The organism is Denitrobacterium detoxificans, from assembly GCF_001643775.1.
In the GTDB taxonomy this organism is placed as follows: domain Bacteria; phylum Actinomycetota; class Coriobacteriia; order Coriobacteriales; family Eggerthellaceae; genus Denitrobacterium; species Denitrobacterium detoxificans.
This window is the reverse complement of the sequence record NZ_CP011402.1, coordinates 1423650-1449979: the sequence shown is the minus strand read 5'-3', so window position 1 is coordinate 1449979 and position 26330 is coordinate 1423650. Positions and strand designations below refer to the sequence as shown.

Sequence of the window (26330 nt, the reverse complement as noted above, 5' to 3'; positions counted from 1 at the left end):
GTGTTCTTCGAAAGGTGGAGATGATTCAAACGCTGTTCAAACGGGGGTCTATTTCAAGTCGCGTAGCCGCGGCTATGCTTGCTCTTGCGCTCATTTTGCTGCAGATACCCGTGAGCTTTGCCGATGGCGATGGCGACTCTCCCGAGCTTCAGCTTTCCTCGACGGTAAGCGTGGGCCTCGATTTGAACGATGCGTATATCGAATGCCTTGGTCAGACGGTTTCTTCGCCGAGTACGAAGCTTGATGCTCCCGCGAAGAAGGACTTGGAGTTCACCGTCCAGGCGAATGGCGGCTATCAAGTTGATAGCGTGGTCATGAGCTTGAACGGCGCTACCCAGGAACTGCAGCCCGATTCCGATGGCGTGTATACCGTTGCCGCGAAGAACGTGGTGAGTGGTCTTTCCATTTCCGTGCAGACGAGCAAGGCGGAAGCGGAGCAGCTTGCCTCTTCGGCGGCTGTTTCCGTGGCGCAAGATTCCAGTGATGCCGCCGCGTCTTCCAGCGTTGCCGACGCCGCTTCCTCCGAATCCTTCACGAAGTCGGTGTACACGTATACGAGCGATGATTACACCGTTACGGCCACGCTCGAGGATGTAACGGCCGTTCCCGATAATGCCCAGCTTGTAGTTACGCCCGTGACGAGCGAAACGCAGGGATACAACTACGGCGCCTATATGGAAGCGCTCAACGATACCGTATCTTCCTCCGGTGACGAAGATGCGTATACGAGCGAGAACACCTTGCTGTTCGACGTTGCCTTTATGGTTCCCCAAGCCGACGAATCTGGCAATGCTGCGGAAGACGCCTACGTGGAGGTGGAGCCTGCATCGGGGTCCGTCTCCTATAGCGTCACCTTCAAGGAGGCACAGCTGTCCGACGATCTGGGCGTCACGTCCGAATCGGCGAGCAGCATCGAAATCAACCATCTCGTGCTTTCGGATGCGGCAATGGCTGGTGCCTCGAGTACGCAGGAGGCTACCGGCATTACTGCTTCCGACATTTCCGTTGAAGGCGTTTCCGCCGATTCCGCACGCGTGGAGGGCGAGGAGAGCTTGTCCTTTAGCACGACGAGCAATTCCATCATCTCCATTACCTCGGGCGGCACGGCAACGAAGTACAACGCGGTGGGCCAGCAGCTTTCCTACGTGGACGTGCTGGGCAACGCTCGCTACTTCGGCATCGTGGCTGATACGTGGCGCATGGCCGAATCCGAAACGAACGCTGCCGTGAACGTGCTGTATCAGAACCAGCAGTCGGGCAACGACCTTACGTCCGGCGACGATCGCCAGCCGTGGTTCATCGGCACGCTCGCCAATTCGTATTACGGCCAGACGAGTTGGTGGCCCACGGCCGAATACGGCACCATCGTCAACACGTTCATGATCAAGGGCCGCGACGCCGACGTGTACACGCCCGCCGAAAACGACCAATACATTCTTTCGAATGGTAACGTCACGTTCCACGATACGTCCTTGGCCGACGTGAACGAGTACGTGAATTCGATGCTCTCGGACGCTGCTGCGAAGTCGGCGGAGTTCGCCAGCAAGAATTCCATCGTGGGCACGCTGCCTACGCCCAATACCGACGGCAGCGACCGCGATCATATGACGACGAATTACGTAATCGACGTTACCTCGTACGGGTCGGGTACGTACTACCTGAATCTCGATAGCGTTTACTACGATTATCTGGCCAACCAGAGTGGCTCTCTCAACATCAAGTGCAATTCCGATCAGACGGTGGTGCTTAACCTCACGAAGTCGGGCGAGGTCAACCTGCAAAAGTTCAGCATGACCATTGATGGCGTGACGTACTGGAGCGACAATACGAATGCCGCTGACGAGCCTATTACCCAGCACCTGGTGTGGAACCTTCCGAATGCCACGACCGTTAACCTGAACGGTTCCGTCGCGGGCATGTTCCTCGTGCCGAATGGCACGTTCAACGTGAATGCCACGTCGGCGGGTTGGGTTGTGGCCAAGGAGGTCGTGAGCGGCTCGGGCGAATGGCATGACGTTTGGCAGTCCGTCGACCAGCACTACCAGAAGATTTCCACGCAAGCTCAGGTAAGCAAGTCGCTGAGTGGTGCGCAGCTGCAGGCGGGTCAGTTCCAGTTCCAGCTGCTCGATGCGTATGGAAACGTGCTGCAAACGGTTTCGAACGATGCCGATGGGTCCATTTCGTTCGAGGACATTAGCTATCGCACGAAGGGCACCTACACGTATTACATACGCGAGGTTATTCCCACCGGCGCCACCGACAATGGCGATGGCACGTATTCGTATGATGGCGTGCTGTACGACGGCACCGTGCATACCATGACGGTGAACGTGTACGCCGCGGTGCAGAACTATTCCCAGGAGCTCGCTGCTTCGGTTACCTACGACGATGGCTCTGCTTCCTCGATTGTCTTCAGCAATTCCACCACCGGTACGACGAGCACGTCGCTTTCTCTGGGCGCTTCGAAGACGCTTGACGGCATGACGCTGCAGGAAGGTCAGTTCCAGTTCCAGCTGGTCGATGCCGACGGTAACGTGCTACAGACTGTTTCCAACGACGCGGACGGCAACGTTTCCTTCGATGCGATCACGTACGATTCCGAGGGAACGTACGACTATGTCATTCGCGAGGTCATTCCCGCGGGGGCTACGCAGAACGCCGATGGCTCGTATTCGTATGCCAATGTATCCTACGATGCGCACGAGGAATCGGTTACGGTTACCGTTGCCGATGATGGAAGCGGCCAGCTTGTTGCCACGCCTACGTACGCAACGAGCGGTGGGGAAGCCACGTATACCTTCTCGAATGCCTACACGGGCAGCGCATCGCTTTCGCTGAGCGCTACCAAGGTGCTCTCGGGTCGTACGCTCGTGCCCGGCGAGTTCCAGTTCGTCGTGGTGAAGTACGACGATAATTGGAATTACATTGAAACGCTTGGTACGGCAACCTGCGACGAATCGGGCGTCGTTTCGTTTAGCGACATTGATACCTATACGTTTGAAGATGTTGGCAAGGCCTATATCTACCAGCTGTTCGAGGTCATTCCCGACGGGGCCGTGCAGGTGGATAGCGAACATTACGTGCTGAACGGCGTGACCTACGATGCCCATTCCGAATGGGCGTACGTGCAGGTGTCGTACGATTCCGCTTCCCAGAGCATTGTTACGAACGAGGATCTGTGCGACATCTATGGTTGGGTGTTCCGCAATGCATATACTGCCACGGGCTCCTTTACGCTCGAGGGAGTGAAGACGCTTCAGAATGCGTCCTTTACCGGGGCTGATGCTCTTACGTTTACCCTGCAGCCCACCGGCGCTGATGCTTCCAGCACGCCTATGCCCGAGACGAATACGGTTACCATTGCGCCCCAGGAGGGGTCGAGCGCCGTCTTCTCGTTTGGCGCCATCGAATTCGATTTGGATGACGTGGGCCATACCTATACCTACGTTGTTACCGAGTCGGCTTCTATGAGTGGCGTCTCGAATGATGCGCGCACGCATACCGTTTCGCTTGCCATTGCCGACAATGGCGACGGCACGCTTTCCGTGACGCCCACGTATTACGTCGACGACCAGGAGGTTTCCCAGGTCGAATTCGTGAACACGTACAGTGCTTCCGGCTCGGTGCAATTCGCGGGCACGAAGACCATGCAGGGTCGCGCGCTTGCCGACGGCGATTCCTTTGCCTTCGATATTTCCGAGAATGGCCAGGTCATCGCTACGGCGTATAGCGACGCGACGGGCAAGATCTCCTATCCCGCTATTTCCTATGGCCTTTCCGATGTGGGCGAACATGTCTATACCGTAACTGAGCGCTCCGTGAACGCTGCGGGCGTTACGAGCGGCGATCGGGCCTATACCGTGGTGGTGAACGTGGCCGACAACGGGGATGGTACGCTCTCCGTAACCACTTCCGAGAATGCTCAGTCGCTCGACTTCACTAATACGTATGTGGCCAGCGGTAGCGCGTCCATTGTGGCGTCCAAGACGGTAAGCGGCCATTCTTTGGCTGAGGGCCAGTTCAGCTTTGTGCTTACCGACGAATCGGGCGCTGTGCTGCAGACCAAGACTAATGACGCCCAGGGTAACGTTACCTTCGATAGCATTGCCTACACGCAAGACGACGCGGGCAAGACGTTCGTATACTACGTATCCGAGGTGAACGACGGACAGGCTGGGTATACGTACGACACGTCCTCGAAGCGCGTGGAGGTATCCGTCTCCGACAATGGCGATGGCACGCTTTCGACGCAGGTTACCTACGCCGATGGTTCGGCTGCATTCCAGAATGCCTACAGCGCGTCGGGTAGCGCCACGTTCCAGGCGCTCAAGTAGCTGTCCGGCCGCGATCTGCAGGAAGGCCAGTTCAGTTTCGTGTTGAAGGACGCCTCGGGCAACACGCTGCAGACGGTGCAGAATGCCGCCGATGGCACGGTGAGCTTCGATGCCGTTTCCTATACGCAAGCGGGTACGTACGCCTATACGATTACCGAGGTTATTCCCGAAGGGTCCACGCAGGTGGAGGGGCAGAACCTCTGGAAGAAGGGCGCGTATGTCTACGATGGGCATAGCGTAGATGTAACCGTGGTCGTTACCGATGACGGTGCGGGCCATCTGGTGTCCGACGTTTCGTATAGCGGCGGCACGACGTTCCAGAATGCCTACGAGGCCACGGGCTCGGTTGCCCTTTCGGCCATGAAGACGCTCAATGGCGTTGCGCCGAGCGAAGGTGCGTTCCAATTCGAGCTTTTCGACGCGTCCGGCGCGATCGAGACGGTGTCGAATGCGGCCAATGGCACGGTGAACTTCTCGGATATCACGTACACGCAGGCAGGAACGTATTCCTACGTCATTCGCGAGGTCATTCCCGAAGGGGCGACGAGCAATGGTGATGGCACGTACGCATATGACCGCTATACCTACGACGGTCATTCGGAACAGGTAACTGTGAATGTCGTCGACGATGGGGAAGGACATCTTGTGGCTACGCCCACGTACGAGCATGGCTCTGCACTGTTTGCGAATACATATGCTGCCACGGGCTCGTATACCCCGCAGTCAATCAAGACGCTCGAGGGCATGACGCTGCAGAGTGGTGCGTTTACCTTCACGGTGCGTGACAGCCAGGGTAATGTGGTTTCTACCGGTACGAACGACGCTTCTGGCTCCGTTGCGTTCAGCAGCATTTCCTACACGCTCGACGATATGGCCGATGCGACGGTTTCCGCAGATGGTACGCGTACCAAGACCTTCGAATACACTCTTTCCGAAGATCTGCCCGCAGGCGTGAGCGTGCAAGCTCCCACGCTCGATGGCATTACGTACGACACGTCCACGCATCGCCTTTCCGTTACCGTTACCGATGATGGCACGGGCGCGCTCTCCACGAGCGCCGTCTACGATGGCGATGCCAGCGCTTCCGCTGCCACCTTTGCGAACGCGTACAACGCATCGGGTTCTTTCGTACTCGAGTGCGAGAAGAACATTGAGGGACGTACGTTTAGCGCGAGCGATTCGTTCCGCTTCGTGGTGTCGGGCGAATGCGCCAACGACGCCTCGGTTCAGGCTCCGCTGCCTGCGCAAACGTCCGTGAACGTTACACCTGAACCAGGCACGGGCTTCGTGCGCTGCTCGTTCGACGCCATTCCGTTCACGTTGGCCGATGCGGGCAATACGTATGTGTATACCGTCGTGGAGCAGGCGGATATGGATGGCGTTACCAACGACGCAAACGTGCATACGGTGACCGTGCAAGTGAGCGACAATGGCGACGGCACGCTTTCCGTGCAGGCGGAGTATAGCGATGGCGATCGCCTGGTGTTCACGAATACCTATAACGCCTCGGGCCAGGCTCAGATTACGGGTACCAAGGTGCTGCAGAATGCGCGCCTCGCCCAGGGGCAGTTCCAGTTCCAGCTTACCGATAGTGAAGGCAACGTTGTCCAGACGGTCTCGAACGACCAGTACGGCGCGTTTGCGTTCGATGCCCTTTCCTACGATCTGGCCGACCTGCAGGGCGCAACGTCGCGCGACTTCACCTACCACGTTTCCGAGCTGGGCACCGACGTGAATGGCATTGTGTATGACACGCATGTGGAAGACGTGACCGTGCGCGTGACCGATACGGGCACCGGTGTGCTTGCCACGCAGGTGCTTGCGGATGCCGATGGTGTGGCGTTCACGAATGTGTATAACGCCACGGGCTCGCTTGAGCTGTCTGCGGAAAAGCAGATTACGGGCCGCAGCTTCCAGCAGGGCGATAGCTTCACGTTCCAGGTGAGCGCGGCGGAAGGTACGCCCATGCCCAGCCAGACGAGCGTGACCATTACGCCCGATTCCGGTTCTTCGGCCGCCATCGACTTCGGATCCATCTCGTACGGTCTTGCCGATGTTGGCAAGCAGTACACTTACACGATCAGCGAAGTGGTCCCCGAGGGCGCTACGCTCAATGCCGATGGCACGTATACGCAAAATGGCATTACCTACGATGCTCAGGTGCATACGGTAACCGTTACCGTATCTGATAACGGATTTGGCAAGCTCACCATCGATGCCACGTATTCCGACGGCGAAAGTGGCTGCGTCTTCGTGAATAGCTATGAAGCTTCTGGTTCTGCGAATCTTTTTGCAACGAAGTCGTTGCAGGGTCGTACGCTCCAGCAGGGCGAATTCGCATTCCAGCTCTCGGGTGATGGCGTTATGGAAACGGCTCGCAACGATGAGAGCGGCCTGGCGTCGTTTGCGCCCATCACGTATACGCTTGCCGACGTGGGTACGCATGAGTACCGGATATGCGAGCTTCCTGGAACGGTTGCGGGCGTTACGTACGATACCCACGTGGAAACGGTAACGGTCCAGGTGGAAGACAATGGCGACGGTACGTTGAGTGTTACGTATGACGGTCAGAACGCTTTTGTGGGCGCCTCGTTTGCAAATGCGTACGAGGCGAGCGGATCTATCCAGCTTACGGGCCACAAGGATCTTTCCGGTCGCGTAATCGAGGCGGGGCAGTTCTCGTTCACGCTTTCGGGTGAGGGCATCGATAGCCAGACGGTCTCCAACGACGTGAACGGCAATTTTGCCTTCGCCGATCTTGCCTATACGCTTTCTGACGTTGGTGAACATGTCTATACCATCGTGGAGAACGTCCCCGAGGGCGCCACGCTGCAGGAAGATGGCACGTACGTGCTGAATGGCTATACGTACGATGCTCATGTCGAGCAGGTGGTCGTGACCGTACTCGATAATGGCGACGGAACACTTGCGTTGAGCGCTGCGTATGGCAGCGGCGAGCAAGCGCTCTTCCGGAATGGTTACGCTACCGACGACGCTCAGGTTACTATCCAGGTCGAAAAGACGCTGAGTGGCCGTGCTTGGACGGAATCGGACGCCTTTGCCTTCACGCTTTCGCCTCAGGGTTCGGCGCCTGGACAGGAGCAGGTGGCAACTGCCACCGCCGCCACGGGTGGCATTGCTTCCTTCGATGCGCTTACGTTCACGATGGATGACGTGGCCGATGCTCCCGTCGCCGCAGATGGCACGCGTACGGCTACCTATACGTACGCCATTTCAGAAGTTATTCCCGAAGGCGCCGAGGAAATTGGCGGTGTCTACGTGCTCGATGGAGTTGCGTACGATGCGTCTGTCCATTCTGCTACCGTGACGCTCGTCGATGACGGGGCGGGCCATTTGAGCGCTACCGTTTCGTACGATGGCGAGTCGGCTGACGCAGCGACGTTTACGAACTCGTATAGCGCAAGCGACGCGTATGCGCAGATTTCGGCTGAAAAGCAGCTCACGGGCGCGGCGCTGCAGGCGGGCCAGTTCCAATTCACGCTGCAGGGCACCTCGGAAAATGCGGTTGACACCACGGCGACCGTTTCGAATGCCGCCGATGGTAGCGTTGCGTTCCCCGTGCTTTCGTATAGCGCGGCGGGCACGTATACCTATAGCATTGCCGAGGTCATTCCCGAGGGTGCAACCGATAACGGCGATGGCACCTATACGCTGGGCGCTTACACGTACACCTCCGAAACCCATGTCGCTACTGTGACGGTGGCCGATGATGGGGTGGGGCATCTGCACGCTTCTGTTTCCTACGACGATGGCTCGAGCGATGCTCCCGTATTTGCGAATTCGTATTTCCAGGCGCAGCACGCGCTTTCCGTGGCCAAGTATTACTACGGCGACGCTGCGAATCCCACGTTCGAATTCACCCTTACCGCGCTGAACGACGATTATTCCGAGCGTGCGGGCGAAAGCGCGTCGTATGGCGCTTCGAGTGAGGTTGTCGATGCCGGCCAGGCCTTTACGATTACCGTTTCAAATGGTTCGTTCGATGAGCAGGGCAAAGCCACCGTTTCGTTCCCGCAGATTTCCTATCAGCAACCGGGAACGTATCGCTACAAGATTGAGGAGGCGCAGGGCTCAGGCGACATTGCGTGTGATACCGCCGTCTACTACGTGGACGTTACGGTAAGCGAGTCCATGAATGTCACCACCTCGTGGAGCGTGCAGGACGGCGATGCGGAACGTGCCCAGGTGAGCGAGGATTCGGTTGCCTTCTACAACAACGACGCCGAACGCCTGGGCTACCAGTCGCTTTCGCTCATGGGCTACACCGAGGGCTCCGCTTCCACGCAGGTGTATCCGCAGGTGCACAAGACACTTGATGGCTCGTTTGCGCTGCAGGCGGGTGCGTTCCATTTCCAGCTGCTCGATGAGGGCGGCAACGTGCTGGCCGATGCCACGAACGATGCCGATGGTCTGGTTTCCTTCTTCGAGGAGGGTTCCCTGGGCATCGAGTATACCCTCGATGACGTGGGCGTTCATACGTATAGCATCGTGGAGCTAGCCGGTTCCGATTCGGGCGTAACCTACGATGGCACTACGATCGTCTACAGCGTGGTGGTTTCCGCGGTCGACTCAGACGGCGACGGTGCGAACGATTCGCTCCAGACCGAGGAAACGTATACGGTCGACGGCCGCGTGGTGAGCATCCCCGTGTTCCGTAATACCACCGAGGGCATGAGTCTGCGCGTGCAGAAGGTGTCGCGTGAAGGCGGCGAGGGCCTGGAAGGGTCTACGTACGCCTTGTGGATGGCTTCTTCCGATGGCTCGGCCGACGCGCTCATTGCCGAGGCCACGAGTGACGCGAGCGGTTACATCACCTTTGATGACGTGCGTTTGCTGCAGGGGGCAAGGTACTATCTCAAGGAAGTTGAAGCTCCTGCGGGTCATAAGGTGGACCCGCGTCGCACCGCTTACTTCTGCCTGAATGCGGCGGGGGATGACGTGGTGCTATGCGAGGGGACCTCCGATGGGCTTCATGCGGGCGCGTAGCGCCGTTCGTCGTAAAATGACCGCTCTTCGGCTCCGGGCTGACTTGCTTGGTACAATACGGATATAGGTGGGGGCTGCCAGGGAAAGGTACATGTGACTGCGACTACGCGTTCATATCGCATTAGGGTCCAGGCCATCGTTGTGTTTTTGGCGATATGCGTGCTTACGGTTCTGTCGTTGGCCGCATCGAGCGACTACATTCACGATGCCGACGTCGAATCGGTGCAGACTTCCTTTGCTCGGGGCTGGACCGATGAAGGCGGGAATCTCGTCGACCTTTCCATGCTTGGCGACGCGGAGCTATCCGACGACGATAACTTGATGCTCCATAACAGGCTTCCGTACGAGCTGGATCCTGGCTCCGAGCTTATCTTCTGCAGCTGCAATACGAATTTCATCGTGTACGTGAACGGGGAAGAGGTCTATAGCTTCCAGCCGGAGCGTTCCCCGTTAGTGGGGCATAACTACGGGTACGCGTTTCACTTCATCGACCTGCCGTCATCCGATGCTGGTGCGGAAGTCGACATCTACGTGAGCGGCATGTACGCCGATAACTCGTCGGAGTTCAAGGCCATGGAAATATCCTCGGCGAACGATTACGTGCATCGTCATTTCCTGCGTGGCGTACCCCTCGGCCTCATTTGCCTTGGCGTGGTGTTCCTGGGGGCTATCCTCATTGCCGTGCACTTTTACCTGCGAAAGATCAACCGCATTACGTATAACCTGGCGTCATTGGGCTTCTTCAGCGTCGTCGTTGGCGTTTGGTCTGGCATGCATACGCTCATTCCGTACCTGTATGGCGGCAGCATCCAGCTGTGGCGCGTCATCGATTGCTATAGCCTCATCTTCGCCCCGTATTTGCTCGTGGCCTTTGCCGACTCCCTTATGGTGAAGCGCGGAAAGCGCTACGTATGGGCTTCGTTTGCCGTTGCCATGACTTTGGCCGTTGCAGCATTCGTCCTCAACCTTGCCGATATCGTCGACATCCACTACACGATGCGCGTCGTGCGCGTGGTCATGTTCCTGCAGGCTGGCCTGGCTATCTACATGATCGGCTCTACCGTTCGCTTTCAGCTGAAATCGGGGAGCTACGTGCGGAATTATTCCGTCGTCAATGCGCTCATATTTTTCATCGCTACGGGAATCGTCGATCTCATTTCGTATGTCTACGTGCGCTTTTCGTTCTACACTCCTGGCATGTTTGCGTCGCTTGGCCTGCTCATTGCCCTGATTATCGTGTACATGAACATTGGCAAGATCGTGAAGAGCGATGCCGTAAGCGCCAGCCAGATTGACGAGATTCGCAACCTCGCCGTTACCGATGCGCTTACGGGCGTCGGCAACGTACGCGCTTGGAATAATGCCAAGGAAGAGCTGCAGAACATGTTTGAATCGGGGCTATTGGAAGATGCTGCGGTATGCATGCTCGACGTGAATAACCTGAAGAACGTCAACGATACGCTGGGCCACGAGGCGGGCGACCGCTACATTTGCGTTGCTGCCGGTTGCATCAACCGTACGTTTGGCAAGTTCGGCGGGTGCTATCGCAAGGGAGGCGATGAATTTACTGCCGTCATCTGCACGTCCGATCCCGCTGCTGATTTTCGCGAGTGCTTGGTGGGTCTCAACGAGCTCCTCGACGAGTTCAATGCGGGGGAGGGCTCGCCGCTTCCCATGCGCATCGCCGTGGGTTCGGCCAGCGTGAAGGAGCATGGTTCGTTCGAGGTTGCCGAAATCGTCGCAGACGAGAGCATGTACGCCCACAAGTCGTCTATGAAGGATGCGCGGCCTGCTTAGTCCTCGCGGTAATTTGTGGTGAAACCTCCATGGCATTGGCAAATTGATTCCAATGTGGTATAAATATTCGAGTTTGCGATAAGTCGCATACGGAATACTTTCGGAATGTTGGAAAGTGGGATTCGTCCCGCTTTCTTCTTTTCTAGGGCGATAAACGATCAGGAGGTGCGAACGTGCTCACGCGAAAGGAAGAAACGCTGCTCGAGGCGCTCGAGCCTGCTGCTACCCAGGCGGGCATCGAGATCGTTACCGTGGAAGTGGCGGGTGCCAAGAAGGCTCCCACCATCAAGGTGTACATCGATACGCCTTCCGGTGTCGGTTTCGACCAGCTGGCGGCTGCCCAGAAGTGGATTGGCGCCATCATGGACGACATCGATCCGTTTCCTGGTGCCTACACCCTCGAAGTAAGCTCCCCGGGCATCGACCGCCCGTTGCGCACGCCCGAGCATTTCACCAAGTTCGCGGGCGAAGACGTCCTTATCACTTGCCGCGGTCCCGTTTCCGGCCGCTCCAAGTGGACGGGCGTGCTCCGCGGCTTCCAGGATGGCTCGGTTATCGTAGAAGCGGAAGGCGAGTCCGTCTCCATTCCGCTGGAAGACATCAAACGTGCCCGTGTAAAGGGCAAAATCGATTTCAACGCATAGAGGAAAGGACGAACGGCTATGGCAAGTTCAGAGCTGATTGAAGCGTTGCAGATGCTCGCTCACGAGCGAAAGATCGATGAGTTCTACCTTATCGAGCGTCTGGAAGCTTCGCTCGCGAAAAGCTATCAGCATATCCTCGACCTGGAATGGGACGCGCGCGTCACCATCGACCGCAATTCCGGCAAGATCTACGTGTACGAGCTCGTGCCCGTAGGCGAGCCCGATGAGGAAACCGGCGAATACACCGAGTTCGAAGAGCGCGACGTTACGCCTCACGACGTAAGCCGCATTGCCGCCCAGAACGCCAAGAGCGTCATCTCCACGCTCGTGCGCGAAGCTGGTCGTCAGACCATCTACGAAGAGTTCAGCAAGCGCGTAGGCGACCTGGTCACCGGTACCGTGCTGCAGGGCACGCCCGATTTCACGATCATCAAGATTCGCGATGGCGTGGAAGCAGAACTGCCGCACTACGACAAGACGCGTTACCCCAACGAGCGCAACGAGCGCCCGAAGAACGAGCGCTATCGCCACAACCAGCGCCTGAAGACGCTCATCATCGAGGTTCGCAACCCGAACTCTGAAGATGTGAAGGCCCGCGGCGAACAGGCTCGTCCGTCCATCGTGGTGTCCCGTACCCATCCCGACCTCATCCGTCGCCTGTTCGAGATCGAAGTTCCCGAAATCTACGACGGCGTGGTGGAAATCAAGTCCATCGCCCGCGAGCCTGGCGCCCGCTCCAAGGTGGCCGTGTACAGCCGCGAGGCTAACCTCGACCCGGTAGGCGCTTGCGTTGGCCCGCGTGGCAGCCGCGTGCGCATGGTGGTCGAAGAGCTGCGCAACGAGCGCGTCGACGTCATCCAGTGGAGCGAAGACCCGGCCGTGTACGTGCGCAACGCCCTTTCCCCGGCGCGCGTTTCCCACGTGGAAATCGACGAGGAAACCCAGTACGCTACCGTGGTCGTTCCCGATGACCAGCTTTCCCTGGCCATTGGCAAGGAAGGCCAGAACGCCCGTCTGGCTGCGCGCCTCACGGGTTGGCACATCGATATCAAGTCCGCTTCCTTCGCGGGTTCGCCTGCGCCGGTCGACAACGTGCTCATCGACGAAGATGTCGTTGAAGACGAAGACGGTCTGTGCGAATACGTAAGCCCCGATGGCGTTCGCTGCCGCAACCATGCCCGTCCGGGCAGCCACTTCTGCGGCATCCACGCTTCGCAGTCGGAAGAGTAGGCGGAAGCACCTATGGGGCAGAACGGCAACATGCAAACGGCTGGCGCAAAGCGCGTGCGCACCTGCATCGCCTGCGGTGCGCAGCAGGGAAAGAATTCCCTGTACCGCGTCGTGCGCTCTCCGGAAGGGGCCGTCTCGTTCGACGCAACGGGGCGCGCTTCCGGCCGCGGTGCCTATGTCTGTTCTGCCGCATGTCTTGATCGGGCATGCAAGACCAAGCGGTTAGATCGTGCGTTGAAGATGAAAGTGTCCGATCAAGATCTCGCGCGCGTTGTCGCCGATATGCGCGACGCGATTTCGCGGTCTGAAGTAATGTAAGGAGAACGAATGGCAATTATGCGCGTACATGAGCTGGCGAAAGAGCTGAACATGACCAGTAAGGAACTGCTCGATCGCCTCGCCGAAATGAAAATTCCGGCCAAGAGCCACGCGAGCGTTCTCAACGATGCCTACGTCGACAAGATTCGCAAGAACCTTGCGCCCGAACTGAAGGAGCGCGCGGGCATCATCGACGACGAGGAAGCTCGCAAGCTTGCCGAGGAAAAGGCCGAAGCCGAAGCCAAGAAGGCCGAGGAAGAGGCCGAGCGTCGTGCTGCCGTGGAAGCGGAACGCGCACAGCGCGAAGCCGAGCGCGCCAAGCGTCAGCAGCAGGCAGCCGAATCCGAAGAAGATACCGAAGAGGCCCAGGCCGACCAGGCTCCGGCCGTGAAGCGTCCGCCTTCGCCCTACGCGAACCTGGCGGAGCAGATTGCCGCCGAAAAGGAGCGCGTCGCCCGCGAGGCCGCCGAAGCCAAGGCCCGTGCCCGTATGGCAGCCGTTCAGCGCGACGTTGCGAAGAAGCAGGCCGTGGAACAGCGCCTGCATGCCTCCCGCAGCAAGTCTTCCCACAAGTCCACGGAACAGGCCGCTGCTCCCAAGGCTCCGACTCGTGCCGTTCCCACCACCTCCAGCCGCTTCGATTCGCTGCTTTCCCAGATCGAAAGCGAGAAGCAGCGTCTCCAGCAGAGCAAGCAGGAAGCTGCCGCCCGCGCCAAGGCTGCTCGCGGCAATGCTCCCGCGCGTGGCAAGAAGGGTCGCCACAATGGTCACACCTTCGAGCCCGACGTACCCGAATTGGCTGGTCAGCAGGTTGAATCCGGCGAAGACCGTTACGCTCAGATGGCCGTGAAGGCCGAAAAGCTGCAGCGTGACAAGGTGCTTTCCGAAGCGCGTGCCGCCGTTGCCGCTGCTAGCCACGAGGGCGAGGGCCGTCGCCGCAAGCGCAAGGAAAAGCGTCAGGCAGAAGCTCGCGAGCGCGCCGAGATGGAAGCCATTCAGAAGGGCCTCGATCCCAGCCTGGTGCTCGACGACTCCGTCATCGAGATTCCCCAGGGCGCTACGGTTCAGAAGTTCGCCGAGCTGCTGGGCGTAGCCCCCAACGACGTCATCAAGCGTCTGTTCATGCTGGGCCAGGTGCTCACGCTCACGCAGAGCATGTCCGACGACCTCATCGAGCTCATTTCCGACGACATGGGCCGCAAGGTGCGCGTCGTGAACCCCGAAGAAGAATACGCCGTCGTGTACAACGACAGCGAGGAAGACCTGAAGCCGCGTCCGCCGGTAGTTACCGTCATGGGTCACGTCGACCACGGCAAGACGAGCTTGCTCGACGCCATCCGCGAGACGGGCGTTGCCGAGCGCGAGGCCGGCGGCATCACGCAGGCCATCGGCGCTTCGGTGGTCGACCTCAACGGCCGTCAGGTCACCTTCATCGACACCCCTGGTCACGAGGCATTTACCGCCATGCGTGCCCGCGGTGCCAGCATCACCGACGTGGTTGTTCTGGTTGTCGCTGCCGACGACGGCGTCATGCCGCAGACGGTCGAGGCAATCAACCACGCCAAGGCTGCCGACGTGCCCATCGTGGTTGCCGTGAACAAGATCGACAAGCCCGGTGCCACGCCCGACCGCGTGCGTCAGGAGCTCACCGAATATGGCATCATCCCCGAGGAATGGGGCGGCAAGAACATGTTCGTCGACGTGTCGGCCAAGAAGCGCCTGCATATCGATGACCTGCTGGAAACCATTCTGCTCCAGGCCGACGTTCTGGAACTGAAGGCCAACCCGAATGCCGACGCCAGCGGCTACGTCATCGAGTCGAAGCTCGACAAGGGCCGTGGTCCCGTGGCCACCGTGCTTGTTGCCCGTGGTACGCTGCATCCCGGCGACACCGTGGTTGCCGGCACCAGCTATGGCCGCGTGCGCGCCCTCATCGACCCGCGTGGCGAGCATCGCGACGAGGCGTATCCCGCCGACCCGGTCGAGATCCTGGGCCTGAACAGCGTTGCCACTGCAGGTGACGAGTTCCGCGTGTTCGAAGACGAGCGCGACGCCCGCAAGCTGGCCGAGGAACGCGCTCTGCGCAAGCGCCTGAAGCAGCAGGAAGCTTCCCACATGTCGCTGGACGACCTGTTCAACCGCATCGAGGAAGGCAAGACGACCGACCTGAACCTGGTTGTGAAGGCCGACGTCGACGGCTCCATCGAGGCCCTGCGTGGCGCCTTCGACAAGATGGACCAGTCGGAAGTAAAGATCAACATCATCCATGCTGCCGTTGGTGGCATCACCGAGACCGACGTCACGCTGGCTGCCGCCTCCGACGCCATCATCATCGGCTTCAACGTGCGCCCCATGGGCAAGAGCAAGCAGATGGCGGAAAAGGAAAAGGTCGACATTCGCCTGTATCGCGTTATCTACCAGGCCATCGAAGACATCAACGCCGCTCGCGTTGGTCTGCTTTCGCCCGACATCGTGGAAAAGGACACGGGCATCGTGGAAGTCCGCGAGACGTTCAAGGTTCCCAAGGTGGGCACCATCGCCGGCGCCTACGTTATGGAAGGCGAGATCAGCCGCGACGACCGCGTGCGCATCGTGCGCGACGGTACGGTTGTCTACGAAGGCACCATCGCCAGCCTGCGTCGCTTCAAGGACGACGTCAAGAGCGTGCGTTCGGGCTACGAATGCGGCATTGGCATCGACGGCTACCAGGACATCAAGGTGGGCGACACCATCGAAGGTTACAAGACGGTGGAAGTGGAGCGTACCGAGTAATGAAGCAGGGTAGTTCTTCTCGCAAGGTAAACGAGCAAGCGCGCGAGGTCATCGCCAGCGCGCTGCTCTTCGACATCTCCGACCCGCGCTTGTCGCTGGTCACCATTACGGGCTGCGAAGTCAGCTTTGACCGCAGCGTGTGCAACGTGTACTACACGGCCGACGCTTCGGAATACGAAAGCGTTGCCGCCGCGTTCGAGGGCGCCAAGGGCCGTATTCGCTCGCTCATGGCGAAGCGTCTGTCCTGGCGCGTTGCGCCCGAGCTGCGCTTCATCCTCGATGCTAGCGTCGACGAGGCCGAGCGCATCGAAAGCGCCCTGCTTCGCGAGGCCAAGAGGAGCGGTGGAAGCGTTGACTAGCGAGTTCGGTAGCCTGGAAGGCGTGGCGTCTGCGCTGCTCGAAGCGCAGAGCCTCGTCATCTGCGGTCATATTAGCCCCGATGGCGATTGCATTGGCTCGCAGCTGGGCCTGGCCCATGCACTGCGTTCCCTGGGCAAGCAGGTTACGTGCTTGCTGGCCCACGACGAGCCCATCGACTACGGCCTGCGCTTCCTTCCGGGCGCTTCCGAATTGGTTCCCGCATCCCAGTTTCAGGGCAGCTTCGACACGTTCGTTACGGTCGACGTGCCCGCCGCCGCCCGGTTGGGCGAAGACGCCGCTGCGCTGCATGCCGGTGCCGCCCATACCGTCACGGTCGACCATCACCTCTTCAAGACGCCGCTTTCCCAGGCGTATTTCGTCGATTCGCAGGCTCCGTCCTGCTCTATGATCATCTGGCAGCTGGTCGAACTTCTGGGTGCTCCGCGCACGCCCGAAGTGGCCCTGTGCTGCTACACGGGCTTGGTTACCGATACGGGTGGCTTCAGCTTCCAGAACACCAACGCTCAGGCACTGCGCCTGGCGGCTAGCATGGTGGAAGCAGGTGCGCGTCCCGATCTGGTCGCGCGCGAAGTCTTCCAGAACCGCAGCCTTGCCTCGCTCGAGCTGCAGAAGGTCATGCTCAGCCGCATGTCCATTTCGGATGACGGCGTTTCGGCTGTTAGCTACCTTACGCGCGCCGACTTCCAAGAGCTTGGCGCCGTGAAGGCCGATGCCGAACCCCTTATTAACGTACTTCGTTCCGTGCGTGGCATTCGCGTGGCATGCATCCTGCGCGAGCAGGAAGATTGCGTGCGCGGTAGCCTGCGTGCGAAGGACGATACCGACGTTGCCAGCATTGCAAATCGTCTTGGTGGCGGTGGCCATCGTGCGGCTGCTGGCTTCACGTTCCATGGCACGCTTGCGCAGGCGCGCGAAGCGGTTGCCGCCGAGCTTGCTGCCCTGTAGGTCCCGCCATGGCTAAGCGTAGTTCTACGGGGTATTCCTTTGTCGTGGGCATCGACAAGCCCGCAGGCATGTCGTCTCACGATGTCGTAAATCGTTGTCGCCGCATCTACGGCGAGCGACGCATTGGCCATACTGGCACGCTCGATCCTGCGGCTACCGGTGCGCTCATCATCTGCGTGGGCCCTGCTACGCGCTTGGATCGTTTCCTTACCGCGCACGACAAGACGTACGAGTTCTCGGTTGTCTTCGGTACGGCAACCGATACCGATGATGCGGAAGGCCAGGTCACAAAAACGCTTGCCGTTCCTAGCCAGGCGTACGACGAGTTGCATGCGCGCGAAGTCGTAGCGGGCCTGGTGGGGAAGCACAAGCAGCTTCCGCCCGTGTACTCTGCCATCAAGGTGAATGGCAAGAAGGCCTACGAGGAAGCGCGTCGCGGCAACATCATCGAATTGCAGCCGCGTGATATCGAAATCTACGACGCGCAGCTCATTGGCTTTGAGTTGTGCGGGGATGTGCCCGTGTGGCACGTGCGCGCTAGCGTTTCCGCTGGTACGTATATTCGTTCCATCGCGCGCGACTTGGGTTCTTCCATGGGCACGTGCGCGCACGTCGGTTTTTTGCGCCGCACGCGCACGGGTTTGCTTGATGTCGAATCCTGCGTTTCCCTGGAAGCGCTCGAGCGCGACCCGTTTGGAAGCCTGCTCGACCCGGTGAAGCTCATGGAGCGTAGGTTCGTGTTCGCACGCGGCTCTCTGCAGCGCGATGTCGAATGCGGGCGTCCTCTTCCTGTTGCGGACCTGCCGCTCTTTGCCTACGATACCAAGGTGCGTCAGCAGATGGCGCTTTGCGGGTGCACGAGCGGTGTGCATCCGGCCGATGGGCAGCTGTTCGACGGTGAGGAAGTATGCATCGTCGTTGGCGATACGCTCAAGGCCATGTATTCGTACGACGCTGCAAGCGATTCCCTGAAATCGTGCTGCGGCTTTGCGGTGGGGGTGAAACGTGGCTCCGATATATAGGGTCGACGATTCGTTCGATTATTCGCTCTTCGATGGCGCTTCGTGTGCGTTTGGCGTGTTCGATGGCGTGCATACGGGGCATCGCTATCTACTTGATGCGGCTATTGAATCGGCTGCCCAGAGCGGCGGACGTTCCATTGCCCTCACGTTTGACATCGACCCCGACGAAATCTTCGATCCCGCGGGCCTGAAGAAGCTTCTGTCCAACGAAGACCGCCTGGAGGTCCTGGCCGCTTCTGGCGTCGACGCCGTGTGCGCGCTGCCGTTTACGCGCGAGTTCGCTGCGAACGAGCCGCTTCAGTTCCTGCAGTCTACGTTTGGCGGCCACGTTCCCGCGTTTTTGCATGTGGGTTCCGATTTCGCCTTTGGCGCGAAGGCCGCAGGTCATGTGTCCGACCTGCAGGAATGGGCTGCGCAATCGGGTACCGTCATCCACGCTCACCATTTGGTGTCTTCCGATGGGCGCCCCATTTCGGCCACGCGCATTCGCGGCTTGCTTGCCAATGGCGAAATCAATATGGCGAATCGCCTGCTCGGGCGTCCGTACGCCATTCACGAGAAGGTGTTTGCGGGTCGCCAGGATGGCCGTGATTTTGGCTTCCGTACGGCGAATCTGCTCGTGCCGCCGCAGCAGAAGGTCATCGCCGATGGCGTGTACGCGGGTATTGCGCGCGTTGATGGCGTGCCGTACAAAGCGGCTATCTCGTCGGGCGTGAGCCCCGTGTTCAAAGACGAGTCCACCGCCAACTGCGAGGTGCATTTGCTCGATTTCGATGGCGATCTGTATGGTCAGCGCATCTGGGTGGAGTATCATCATTGGCTACGGCCCATGATGAAGTTCTCTTCCACCGAAGAGCTCATCTCTACGGTTATGGGCAACATTCAATGGGTTCGCGATAACATGATTCTGCATTAGAAGGGGAAGGATCGCATTGGCTGGCATCAGCGACGAGGATAAGGAACGGGTTCGTGCCGCTACCGATATCGTAGCCTTATTCTCGGAACGCTCGGTCATGCGGCAGAAGGGGCGCGATTTCTGGTGCTGCTGTCCCTTCCACGAGGAGAAATCGCCTTCCTGCAAGGTCGACCCCAATACCCAGCAATACTACTGCTTCGGTTGCCATGAACATGGCGATGTGTTCACGTATGTCATGAAGACCGAGGGCATCGAATTTCCCGATGCCGTGCGCCGCTTGGCGGAACGTGCGGGCATTGAAATCAAGGAATCGGGCGGCCCCAGCATTCCGCGTAGCTACAAGGAGCGTTTGCGTGGCGTATGCAACGACACGCGCGATTTCTATCATTCCCAGCTCATGCGCCTGAAGAGCCCCGAGGCCGACGCCGCGCGTGCCTATCTGGGCGGGCGCAACCTGGGCGGCACCGTTCCGAAGGATTGGAACCTGGGCTTCGCGCCGGGCCGTGGTGCGCTCATCGCTTATCTGCGCTCTCGCGGGTATTCCATCAAGGAAATGGTCGATGCGAACGTGGTCGTGCAGTACGACGGCTCGCGTCCGCGCGACCGCTTCTTCAATCGCATCATGTTTCCCATTCACGACGAATCGGGTCAGTGCATCGCCTTTGGCGGCCGCGTGGTGGGGAAGGGCGAACCCAAGTACCTGAACACGAATGACACGCCGCTGTTCCACAAGTCGAACGTGCTCTTTGGTCTGGACAAGGCGAAGTCGCGCATGACCTCTACCGGCACGGCCATCGTGGTTGAAGGCTATACCGACGTCATCGCGCTGCACGAATCGGGCGTCACCAATGCCGTGGCTACCTTGGGCACGGCGCTTACTACGCAGCATATTCGCGTGCTCTCGCGTCATGCGGGCAAGCGCGTCATCTACCTGTTCGACGGTGACGAAGCGGGCCAGCGCGCCACCGACCGCGCGTTGGGCTTCATCGACGAGTCCATGACTCCCGAAGCGGGAAAGCACCAGGTGGAGCTTCTGGCGTGCACGCTTCCCGACAATCTGGACCCAGCCGATTTCGTAAGCCAACGCGGCGTGGAGGCCCTGCAAGCCGAGCTCGATGCCGCGAAGCCCCTCATCGCCTTCGGCATCGATCGCCATATCGCTCGGTTCGACACGAGCACGGCGGAAGGTCGCACGGCCGCCTTTGCCGACGCCATCGCGTTGCTGGCGCCCATCAAGGATTCGCTTCTGGCTACGGAATACGCCGTGGACATTGCCGGGCGCCTGCACGTGCGCGAAAGCGACGCCATCGAGCGCCTGAAGCGCCTTACGCCGCCTACCAGGCGCGATTATTCTCGCAATGCCAATGGCAACGCGGCGGGGAAGGGGAAGGGCAAGCCTCAGGCTGCTTCGCGTTCTGCGGTACCCGTGCCCTCTGCGCCCGAAGACCCTGAATACGTGCCCTACGACGAGTACGTCCCCTTCGAGGCATACGAGTCGGGTCCTGCGTCTGCCCCCGAGCCCATGCCGGCCCCCGTGGAGCTTTCCGTGTACGAGCGCAACCGCCGTCGGTACGAGGCGGAATTCATTGGCGTGTGCGCGCACCATCCCGAGCTCGTGATGCCCTATGCGGCATCGTTGGCTCAGGTGGCATGGCATGTGCCTTTGCATGCTCAGGCGGCCGACGAGCTGCTTGCTGCCATTGCCGAAAACCCGCAGCTTACCCCCGCTGAACTGGCCGCGCGCATCACCTCGCAGTATCCCGAGGCGTCCCGCTTGCTCGTGGAACGCGAAAGCGATGCGTCCGCGGGTGACGATTTCAACGCCTACGCCAGCTTCCTTTCCGAGATTCTGGCCACGGGCGACTTGGCCAGTCAGATCGAAACGTACCGTGCGCAGCTCTCGCATCCGGAATCGCTTTCCGAGGAAGAGTCCGAGCTGCTCTTCGAGACGGTATCTGCGCTCCAGCACGAACTCGCCGAGCGCCGTTCGCGTCGACGCACCGGCCAGTAGGGCGTCGTTTCTCGGCACCGTTTCGCGTACGCGCCTCATCGGGCCTATTCGCATGGTGTTTTCGCGCCGTTACGCACGTGTTTCCCCCGTGTGTACGCGCGCTCGCTAGAATGGATAACCGAATATATCTGCGCGCATGCCATTGCGCGCGTGCTTTGCATAGAGGAGTAACCATGAAAATCGTATTGTCGCCTGACCCCATGCTTCGTCAGCGTGCGGAAGAGTGCGAACCGGGCGATCCCAGCCTGAAGCGCCTTTCCAAGCGCATGGCGCGCACCATGTACAACAACGATGGCTGCGGCTTGGCCGCCCCGCAGGTGGGCGTGCTCAAGCGCATCATCGTCATCGATTGCGACACCGAAAGCGAAACGCAGAATCCCATCACGCTCGTGAATCCCGTTATCGTGGAAACCTCGGGCGAGCCTGAAGTGGCGGAAGAGGGCTGCCTTTCTCTGCCGGGCATCTCTGTGCCGGTCAAGCGCCCGCCGTATGCCCGCGTGCGCTACTACGACGTCGACGGCAACGAGTGCGAAATCGCCGGCGATGGTCTGCTTGGCCGTTGCCTGCAGCACGAGATCGACCACCTCGACGGCAAGACGCTGTTCGAAAGCTGCGACCCCATCGCGCGCATCAAGGCGCTGCGCGACTACGACGCTGCCATCGCCGCTGGTGCCAGGCCCGGTCAGACTGCTATCGACTAGGAAGCGCGCATGAGAATCGTATTCATGGGCACGCCCGCGTATGCGGCCACCATTCTGGAAAACCTCATTCAGCAGCACGAAGTCGTGGGCGTTTACACGCGTCCTGACGCCGTGCGCGGCCGAGGCAAGAAGCTCGTCTTCAGCCCGGTGAAGCAAGTCGCGGTGCAGCACAACATCCCCGTGTTCACGCCGCGTAATCTGCGTGATGCCGCCACCCAGCGCGAAATTGCCGCGCTGGCGCCCGACGTTATCTGCGTTGCGGCGTATGGCGCCATCCTGCCCAAGCGCGTGCTCGACACGCCGCCTCATGGTTGCCTGAACGTGCATGCCTCGCTGCTGCCGCACTGGCGTGGTGCTGCTCCTATCGAGCGTGCCATTCTGGCGGGCGACGAGCAGGCTGGCGTGTGCATCATGCGCATGGAAGAGGGCCTCGACACGGGTGATTACGGCGTCGTGCGCACCACCGACATTGGCTCCAAGAATGCCACCGAGCTTACGCGCGAGCTTTCCGATTTGGGTTCTCAGGCCCTGCTTACCACGCTGGCCGTTATCGAAGACGGTGGGCACATCGAATGGAAGAAGCAGGACGATTTCTTCGCCACGTATGCTCCGAAGGTGGAAAAGCACGAGTTCTATCTTGCGCCCACCGACAAGGCGGCTGATGCCGCGAAGAAGGTGCAGGCATCTTCCGCACCGCATCCCGCGCGCTGCGTCATTGCCTCGCGTCAGGTTACCATCATCGCGGCAGAGCGCGAAGCGAGCCGCCTGAACTGCGACAAGATGAAGCTCGCGAAGGGCCGTGTCATGTTGTTCCAGAAGGAACTCTACATCGGTTGCGCCGATCGCCCGCTGAAGGTCATCGAAGTGCGTCCTGCGGGTAAGCACTCCATGTCGGGTAGGGATTTCGCCATGGGCATTCAGAACGTCAAGAGCGGCCTTATCACCTGGGAGGCTATCGATGGCTAAACTTTCCCCCGCCCGTCGTGCGGCGGTAGAGGTGTGCGCTACGGTGCGCCAGCGCCAGGCGTTTGCGTCCGATGTGCTTACGGCGTATCTGCGCGATGCCAAGCTTTCCGCATCCGACGCCGGCTTCGCGCGTGTGCTCGTGCTGGGCGTCGTGGCCACGTGGGGCACGCTCGACGAGGTCATCAATCGCTGCCTGAATACGCCGCGCGACGTGCAGGATGACGTGCGCGACGCGTTGCGCGTCAGCACATACGAGGTCATCTTCCTGGGCAAAGATGCTCACGCCGTGGTCGACCAGGGCGTCGAGCTCGTTCGCCATGTGCAGCCCAAGGCTGCGCGCTTGGCAAATGCCGTGCTGCGAAAGATCGTGCGTGCAAAGCTCGATTTTCCGTTTGCGAATCCGCATACCGACGACGCCGCGCTGGGGCGCAAGCATGGCTTTCCCGCGTGGCTTGCCGAGCAGCTCATCGCCCAGCTGGGGCGTCATGGCGCCGACGTGTTCATGGAAGCTTCGAACCATCCCGCTCCCGTGTTCTTCGCCGTGCCGGGCCTGAAGGTCGATGAAGACCGCGTGAAGCGCACGTTTGCGCGTGAGGGCGTCACGCTCGAGAGCGTTACCGTTGCTTCGCATGCCGTTCCCGGGTGCTATCACGCACCCAGCACGGCCGTTGCCGCACATGCCGCGCAGTACCTGTTCAGGGAAGGTGGCTTGCTGGTAAGCGATGCTGCTGCCCAAGTTATCGCGTCGCGCGTGCTGCCGGAACAGCCCGGTACGTTCCTGGAAATTGGTTCGGGCCGCGGTACGAAGACCATCCTCATTCAGGCGCATGCTCATCGCACGTGGGGTAAGCAGATGCAGCTTACCGCCATCGACAACCATGGCTTCAAGGCCGACTTGCTGCGCAAGCGCGCCCAGCAGTTCGGGGTCGAGCTGGAAGGCGTGCGTACGCTCGATGCGCGCGATCTTTCCGCCCTGGGCAAGACGCTCTACGATGGCGTCTTCCTCGATGCCCCTTGCTCGGGTGTGGGCACGCTGCGTCGTCATCCCGAAATTCGCTGGCGTCTGCGTCCCGCCGATGTGCGCGCTCTTGCCGAATTGCAGCTTCAGATGCTCACCGAGGCATCTACGCGCGTGAAGGTTGGGGGCCGCCTTGCCTACGCCACCTGCACGGTGCTGGCGCAGGAAAACGAGCAGGTCGTGAAGGCGTTTCTCGAGTCCGACCAAGGCAAGTGCTTCCGCCTGGTTCCCTGGGACCCCGAAGACGCCAACAAGGCACGTGGCCTGTTCTTCAAGAGCCCGCTTACTGCAGCGGGCACCGACGCCCACTTCGCGGCGTTGTTCATGCGCGTGCAGTAGCTTACCGCCAGCAATCGTATCCCCAACGAGCCCGTAGCGCCTGCTGCGGGCTCGTTTTATTGTCTGCGGATGCGATGCCCAGCAATAAAAAACCGCCTGCGAGTTGGTCGCAGGCGGTTGGATGTGCTCTGTTTCGGGTTCCTACACCAGGCCGTCTTTCTTGTCGTGTTCCTGGGGCAGGTGCGCCTTCGCTTCGTCTTCCTTGCGGATGGCAACGCGGCGGATCTTGCCGTTTACCGTCTTCGGGAGTTCTTCCACGTAGTCGATGATGCGGGGGTACTTGTAGGGCGCCGTCTTGCGCTTTACCCACGTCTGCAGGTCCTTCGTAAGCTGGTCGGTGCCATTGAAGCCGGGTGCCAGCACTACTGTGGCCTTCACGGCGAAGCCACGCAGCGGATCGGGTACGCCGGTAACGGCAACTTCGCGCACCGCTTCGTGTTCCAACATGACGCTTTCGATCTCGAAGGGCCCGATGCGGTAGCCGCTGCTCTTGATGACGTCGTCGTTGCGGCCAACGTACCACAGGTAGCCATCTTCGTCTTCCCAGGCCGTGTCGCCCGTGTGATACCAGCCGTCGTGGATGGCCTCGGCGGTCTTTTCGGGGTTGCGATAGTACTCCATAAGGATGCCGTGGGTGTCTTCGTCGGCCTTGATGCAGATTTCACCCGTCTGGCCAGGGGCGCACTTCGTGTCGTCGGGGTTGTGCACCTCCATGACGTACTGCGGAACGGGGCGGCCCATGGAACCGGGGCGCGGCGTCATGCCACGCAGGTTGGCCACGGTAAGCGGCGTTTCCGTTTGACCGAATCCCTCGTAGATGGTGAGGCCCGTGTGCTTCTTCCAGAACTCGAACAAGTCGGGGTTTAGCGCCTCGCCAGCAGTCGTGCAGTACGTGAGGCTGGAAAGGTCGTGATCGTCGATGCCGGCTTCCATGAACATGCGGTACATGGTGGGCGGGCAGCACAGGGTGGTTACCTGGTACTTTGCGATGAGGTCCAAGATCTCGCTGGCATGGAAGCGGTCGAAATCGTACGTGAGCACGCAGGCCTCCATGAGCCACTGGCCATAGTACTTGCCCCATACGGCCTTACCCCAGCCCGTGTCGGCGATGGTGAAGTGCAGGCCGCCGTCGCTTACCACGTTGTGCCAATGCTTGGCGGTGACGGTGTGCGCCACGGCATAGCCGCTGTTATGAAGCACCATTTTCGGGTTGCCCGAGGTGCCGCTGGAAAAGTACATGAGCATGGGGTCGGCGGCGCTGGTTTCGCGGCGCTCGAATTCCTCGCTTGCTTCGCGTACGACGGTGTTGAAGTCGATCCAGCCTTCGCGCTGCACGCTCGTGGCGCAGATGCCCGCGGGGCCGGAAAGCGCGGCGCCGTAGCCCGCCGCCTGTACGTCTTCGGGTGACATAAGCCCGCCACCTGCGGCGTTCACCAGGAACTTTGCCTGCAGGGTGGGGCATTCGGCGTGGACGTTGTCTACGATCTGGGCGATATCGCCGCAGTTGGAACAGATGATGGCCTTCACGTCGGCGCTCTGGATGCGATACGTGAGGTCGTGCTCCTTCAGCATGAACGTGGCGGGAACCATGACGGCGCCCAGCTTGTGCAGTGCCGTGGCGATAAACCAGAACTGATAGTGGCGACGCACGATGACCATGACCATGTCGCCGCGGCCGATTCCTGCAGCGGCCAGTGCGTTAGCCGTCTTGTCGCTCCAGGTCTTCATGTCGCCGAACGTGAAATGGTGCTCTTCGCCTTCGGGGTTCGCCCAGATCATGGCGGGGCGTTCGGGTTCGGCTTGCGCGATATCGTCTACGACGTCGTATCCGAAGTTGAAGCTATCGGGGTAGTTGGCGCGGAAGCGCGTGAGCACGCCCGCTTCGTCGTAAGATTCCTCAACGAATCGCTGATGTATGTTTCGCATGTC

16 protein-coding genes are annotated in these 26330 nt (G+C 60.0%); 15 read left to right on the top strand and 1 reads right to left on the bottom strand.

The window, feature by feature from the left end; genetic code table 11:
* Positions 1–20 precede the first annotated feature (20 nt).
* The 15 genes from AAY81_RS06185 to AAY81_RS06115 all read left to right on the top strand — a co-directional run bounded on the left by AAY81_RS06185 (position 21) and on the right by AAY81_RS06115 (position 24401).
* Positions 21–4334, top strand: coding sequence for a Spy0128 family protein (locus AAY81_RS06185; RefSeq protein WP_066662731.1), 4314 nt, complete (start codon positions 21–23; stop codon positions 4332–4334).
* Positions 4335–9341, top strand: a complete 5007-nt coding sequence (locus AAY81_RS06180) for a Spy0128 family protein (RefSeq protein WP_338030607.1) — start codon at positions 4335–4337, stop codon at positions 9339–9341.
* A 93-nt stretch (positions 9342–9434) separates the two neighbouring features.
* Positions 9435–11138, top strand: coding sequence for a GGDEF domain-containing protein (locus AAY81_RS06175; RefSeq protein WP_066662727.1), 1704 nt, complete (start codon positions 9435–9437; stop codon positions 11136–11138).
* 173 nt (positions 11139–11311) lie between these two features.
* On the top strand, positions 11312–11782 hold the full coding sequence (locus AAY81_RS06170) for a ribosome maturation factor RimP (protein ID WP_066662725.1): 471 nt from the start codon (positions 11312–11314) through the stop codon (positions 11780–11782).
* 18 nt (positions 11783–11800) lie between these two features.
* Complete coding sequence (nusA, locus tag AAY81_RS06165) at positions 11801–13012, top strand: transcription termination factor NusA (RefSeq protein ID WP_066662722.1); 1212 nt, start codon at positions 11801–11803, stop codon at positions 13010–13012.
* Between the two features lie 12 nt (positions 13013–13024).
* On the top strand, positions 13025–13330 hold the full coding sequence (gene rnpM / locus AAY81_RS06160) for an RNase P modulator RnpM (RefSeq protein ID WP_240480559.1): 306 nt from the start codon (positions 13025–13027) through the stop codon (positions 13328–13330).
* Between the two features lie 9 nt (positions 13331–13339).
* Entirely contained in the window at positions 13340–16102 is a 2763-nt protein-coding gene (infB, locus tag AAY81_RS06155; RefSeq protein WP_066662720.1) for a translation initiation factor IF-2, read from the top strand.
* A complete protein-coding gene (gene rbfA / locus AAY81_RS06150) occupies positions 16102–16461 on the top strand; it encodes a 30S ribosome-binding factor RbfA (protein WP_066662718.1) in 360 nt (119 codons plus the stop codon). Before infB ends, rbfA begins: the two co-directional genes overlap by 1 nt.
* Positions 16454–17428 carry a DHH family phosphoesterase gene (locus AAY81_RS06145; protein WP_240480558.1) on the top strand — a complete coding sequence of 325 codons (975 nt, stop codon included), beginning with the start codon at positions 16454–16456 and terminating at the stop codon, positions 17426–17428. Before rbfA ends, AAY81_RS06145 begins: the two co-directional genes overlap by 8 nt.
* Positions 17429–17436: 8 nt before the next feature.
* Complete coding sequence (gene truB, locus AAY81_RS06140; protein ID WP_066662714.1) at positions 17437–18450, top strand: tRNA pseudouridine(55) synthase TruB; 1014 nt, start codon at positions 17437–17439, stop codon at positions 18448–18450.
* Positions 18434–19366: a riboflavin biosynthesis protein RibF gene (gene ribF / locus AAY81_RS06135; RefSeq protein ID WP_066662711.1), complete on the top strand. Its 933-nt coding sequence runs from the start codon at positions 18434–18436 to the stop codon at positions 19364–19366. Before truB ends, ribF begins: the two co-directional genes overlap by 17 nt.
* Positions 19367–19382: 16 nt before the next feature.
* Positions 19383–21377, top strand: coding sequence for a DNA primase (dnaG, locus tag AAY81_RS06130; RefSeq protein WP_066662709.1), 1995 nt, complete (start codon positions 19383–19385; stop codon positions 21375–21377).
* A gap of 173 nt (positions 21378–21550) precedes the next feature.
* On the top strand, positions 21551–22078 hold the full coding sequence (gene def, locus AAY81_RS06125) for a peptide deformylase (protein WP_066662706.1): 528 nt from the start codon (positions 21551–21553) through the stop codon (positions 22076–22078).
* Positions 22079–22087: 9 nt separating this feature from the next.
* A complete protein-coding gene (fmt, locus tag AAY81_RS06120) occupies positions 22088–23044 on the top strand; it encodes a methionyl-tRNA formyltransferase (RefSeq protein ID WP_066662704.1) in 957 nt (318 codons plus the stop codon).
* Positions 23037–24401 carry an RsmB/NOP family class I SAM-dependent RNA methyltransferase gene (locus tag AAY81_RS06115; RefSeq protein WP_066662702.1) on the top strand — a complete coding sequence of 455 codons (1365 nt, stop codon included), beginning with the start codon at positions 23037–23039 and terminating at the stop codon, positions 24399–24401. Before fmt ends, AAY81_RS06115 begins: the two co-directional genes overlap by 8 nt.
* A 141-nt stretch (positions 24402–24542) precedes the next feature.
* Here the strand turns inward: AAY81_RS06115 and AAY81_RS06110 are convergent, their stop codons facing one another.
* Positions 24543–26327, bottom strand: a complete 1785-nt coding sequence (locus tag AAY81_RS06110; RefSeq protein ID WP_066662700.1) for an AMP-binding protein — start codon at positions 26325–26327, stop codon at positions 24543–24545.
* Positions 26328–26330 lie beyond the last annotated feature (3 nt).

Bases quoted from the DNA above. Each gene is read 5' to 3' on its own strand.
- AAY81_RS06185 (WP_066662731.1), top strand. From the start codon at position 21: ATGATTCAAACGCTGTTCAAACGGGGGTCTATTTCAAGTCGCGTAGCC.
- nusA (WP_066662722.1), top strand. From the start codon at position 11,801: ATGGCAAGTTCAGAGCTGATTGAAGCGTTGCAGATGCTCGCTCACGAG.
- rnpM (WP_240480559.1), top strand. From the start codon at position 13,025: ATGGGGCAGAACGGCAACATGCAAACGGCTGGCGCAAAGCGCGTGCGC.
- infB (WP_066662720.1), top strand. From the start codon at position 13,340: ATGGCAATTATGCGCGTACATGAGCTGGCGAAAGAGCTGAACATGACC.
- rbfA (WP_066662718.1), top strand. From the start codon at position 16,102: ATGAAGCAGGGTAGTTCTTCTCGCAAGGTAAACGAGCAAGCGCGCGAG.
- truB (WP_066662714.1), top strand. From the start codon at position 17,437: ATGGCTAAGCGTAGTTCTACGGGGTATTCCTTTGTCGTGGGCATCGAC.
- def (WP_066662706.1), top strand. From the start codon at position 21,551: ATGAAAATCGTATTGTCGCCTGACCCCATGCTTCGTCAGCGTGCGGAA.
- fmt (WP_066662704.1), top strand. From the start codon at position 22,088: ATGAGAATCGTATTCATGGGCACGCCCGCGTATGCGGCCACCATTCTG.
- AAY81_RS06115 (WP_066662702.1), top strand. From the start codon at position 23,037: ATGGCTAAACTTTCCCCCGCCCGTCGTGCGGCGGTAGAGGTGTGCGCT.
- AAY81_RS06110 (WP_066662700.1), bottom strand. From the start codon at position 26,327: ATGCGAAACATACATCAGCGATTCGTTGAGGAATCTTACGACGAAGCG.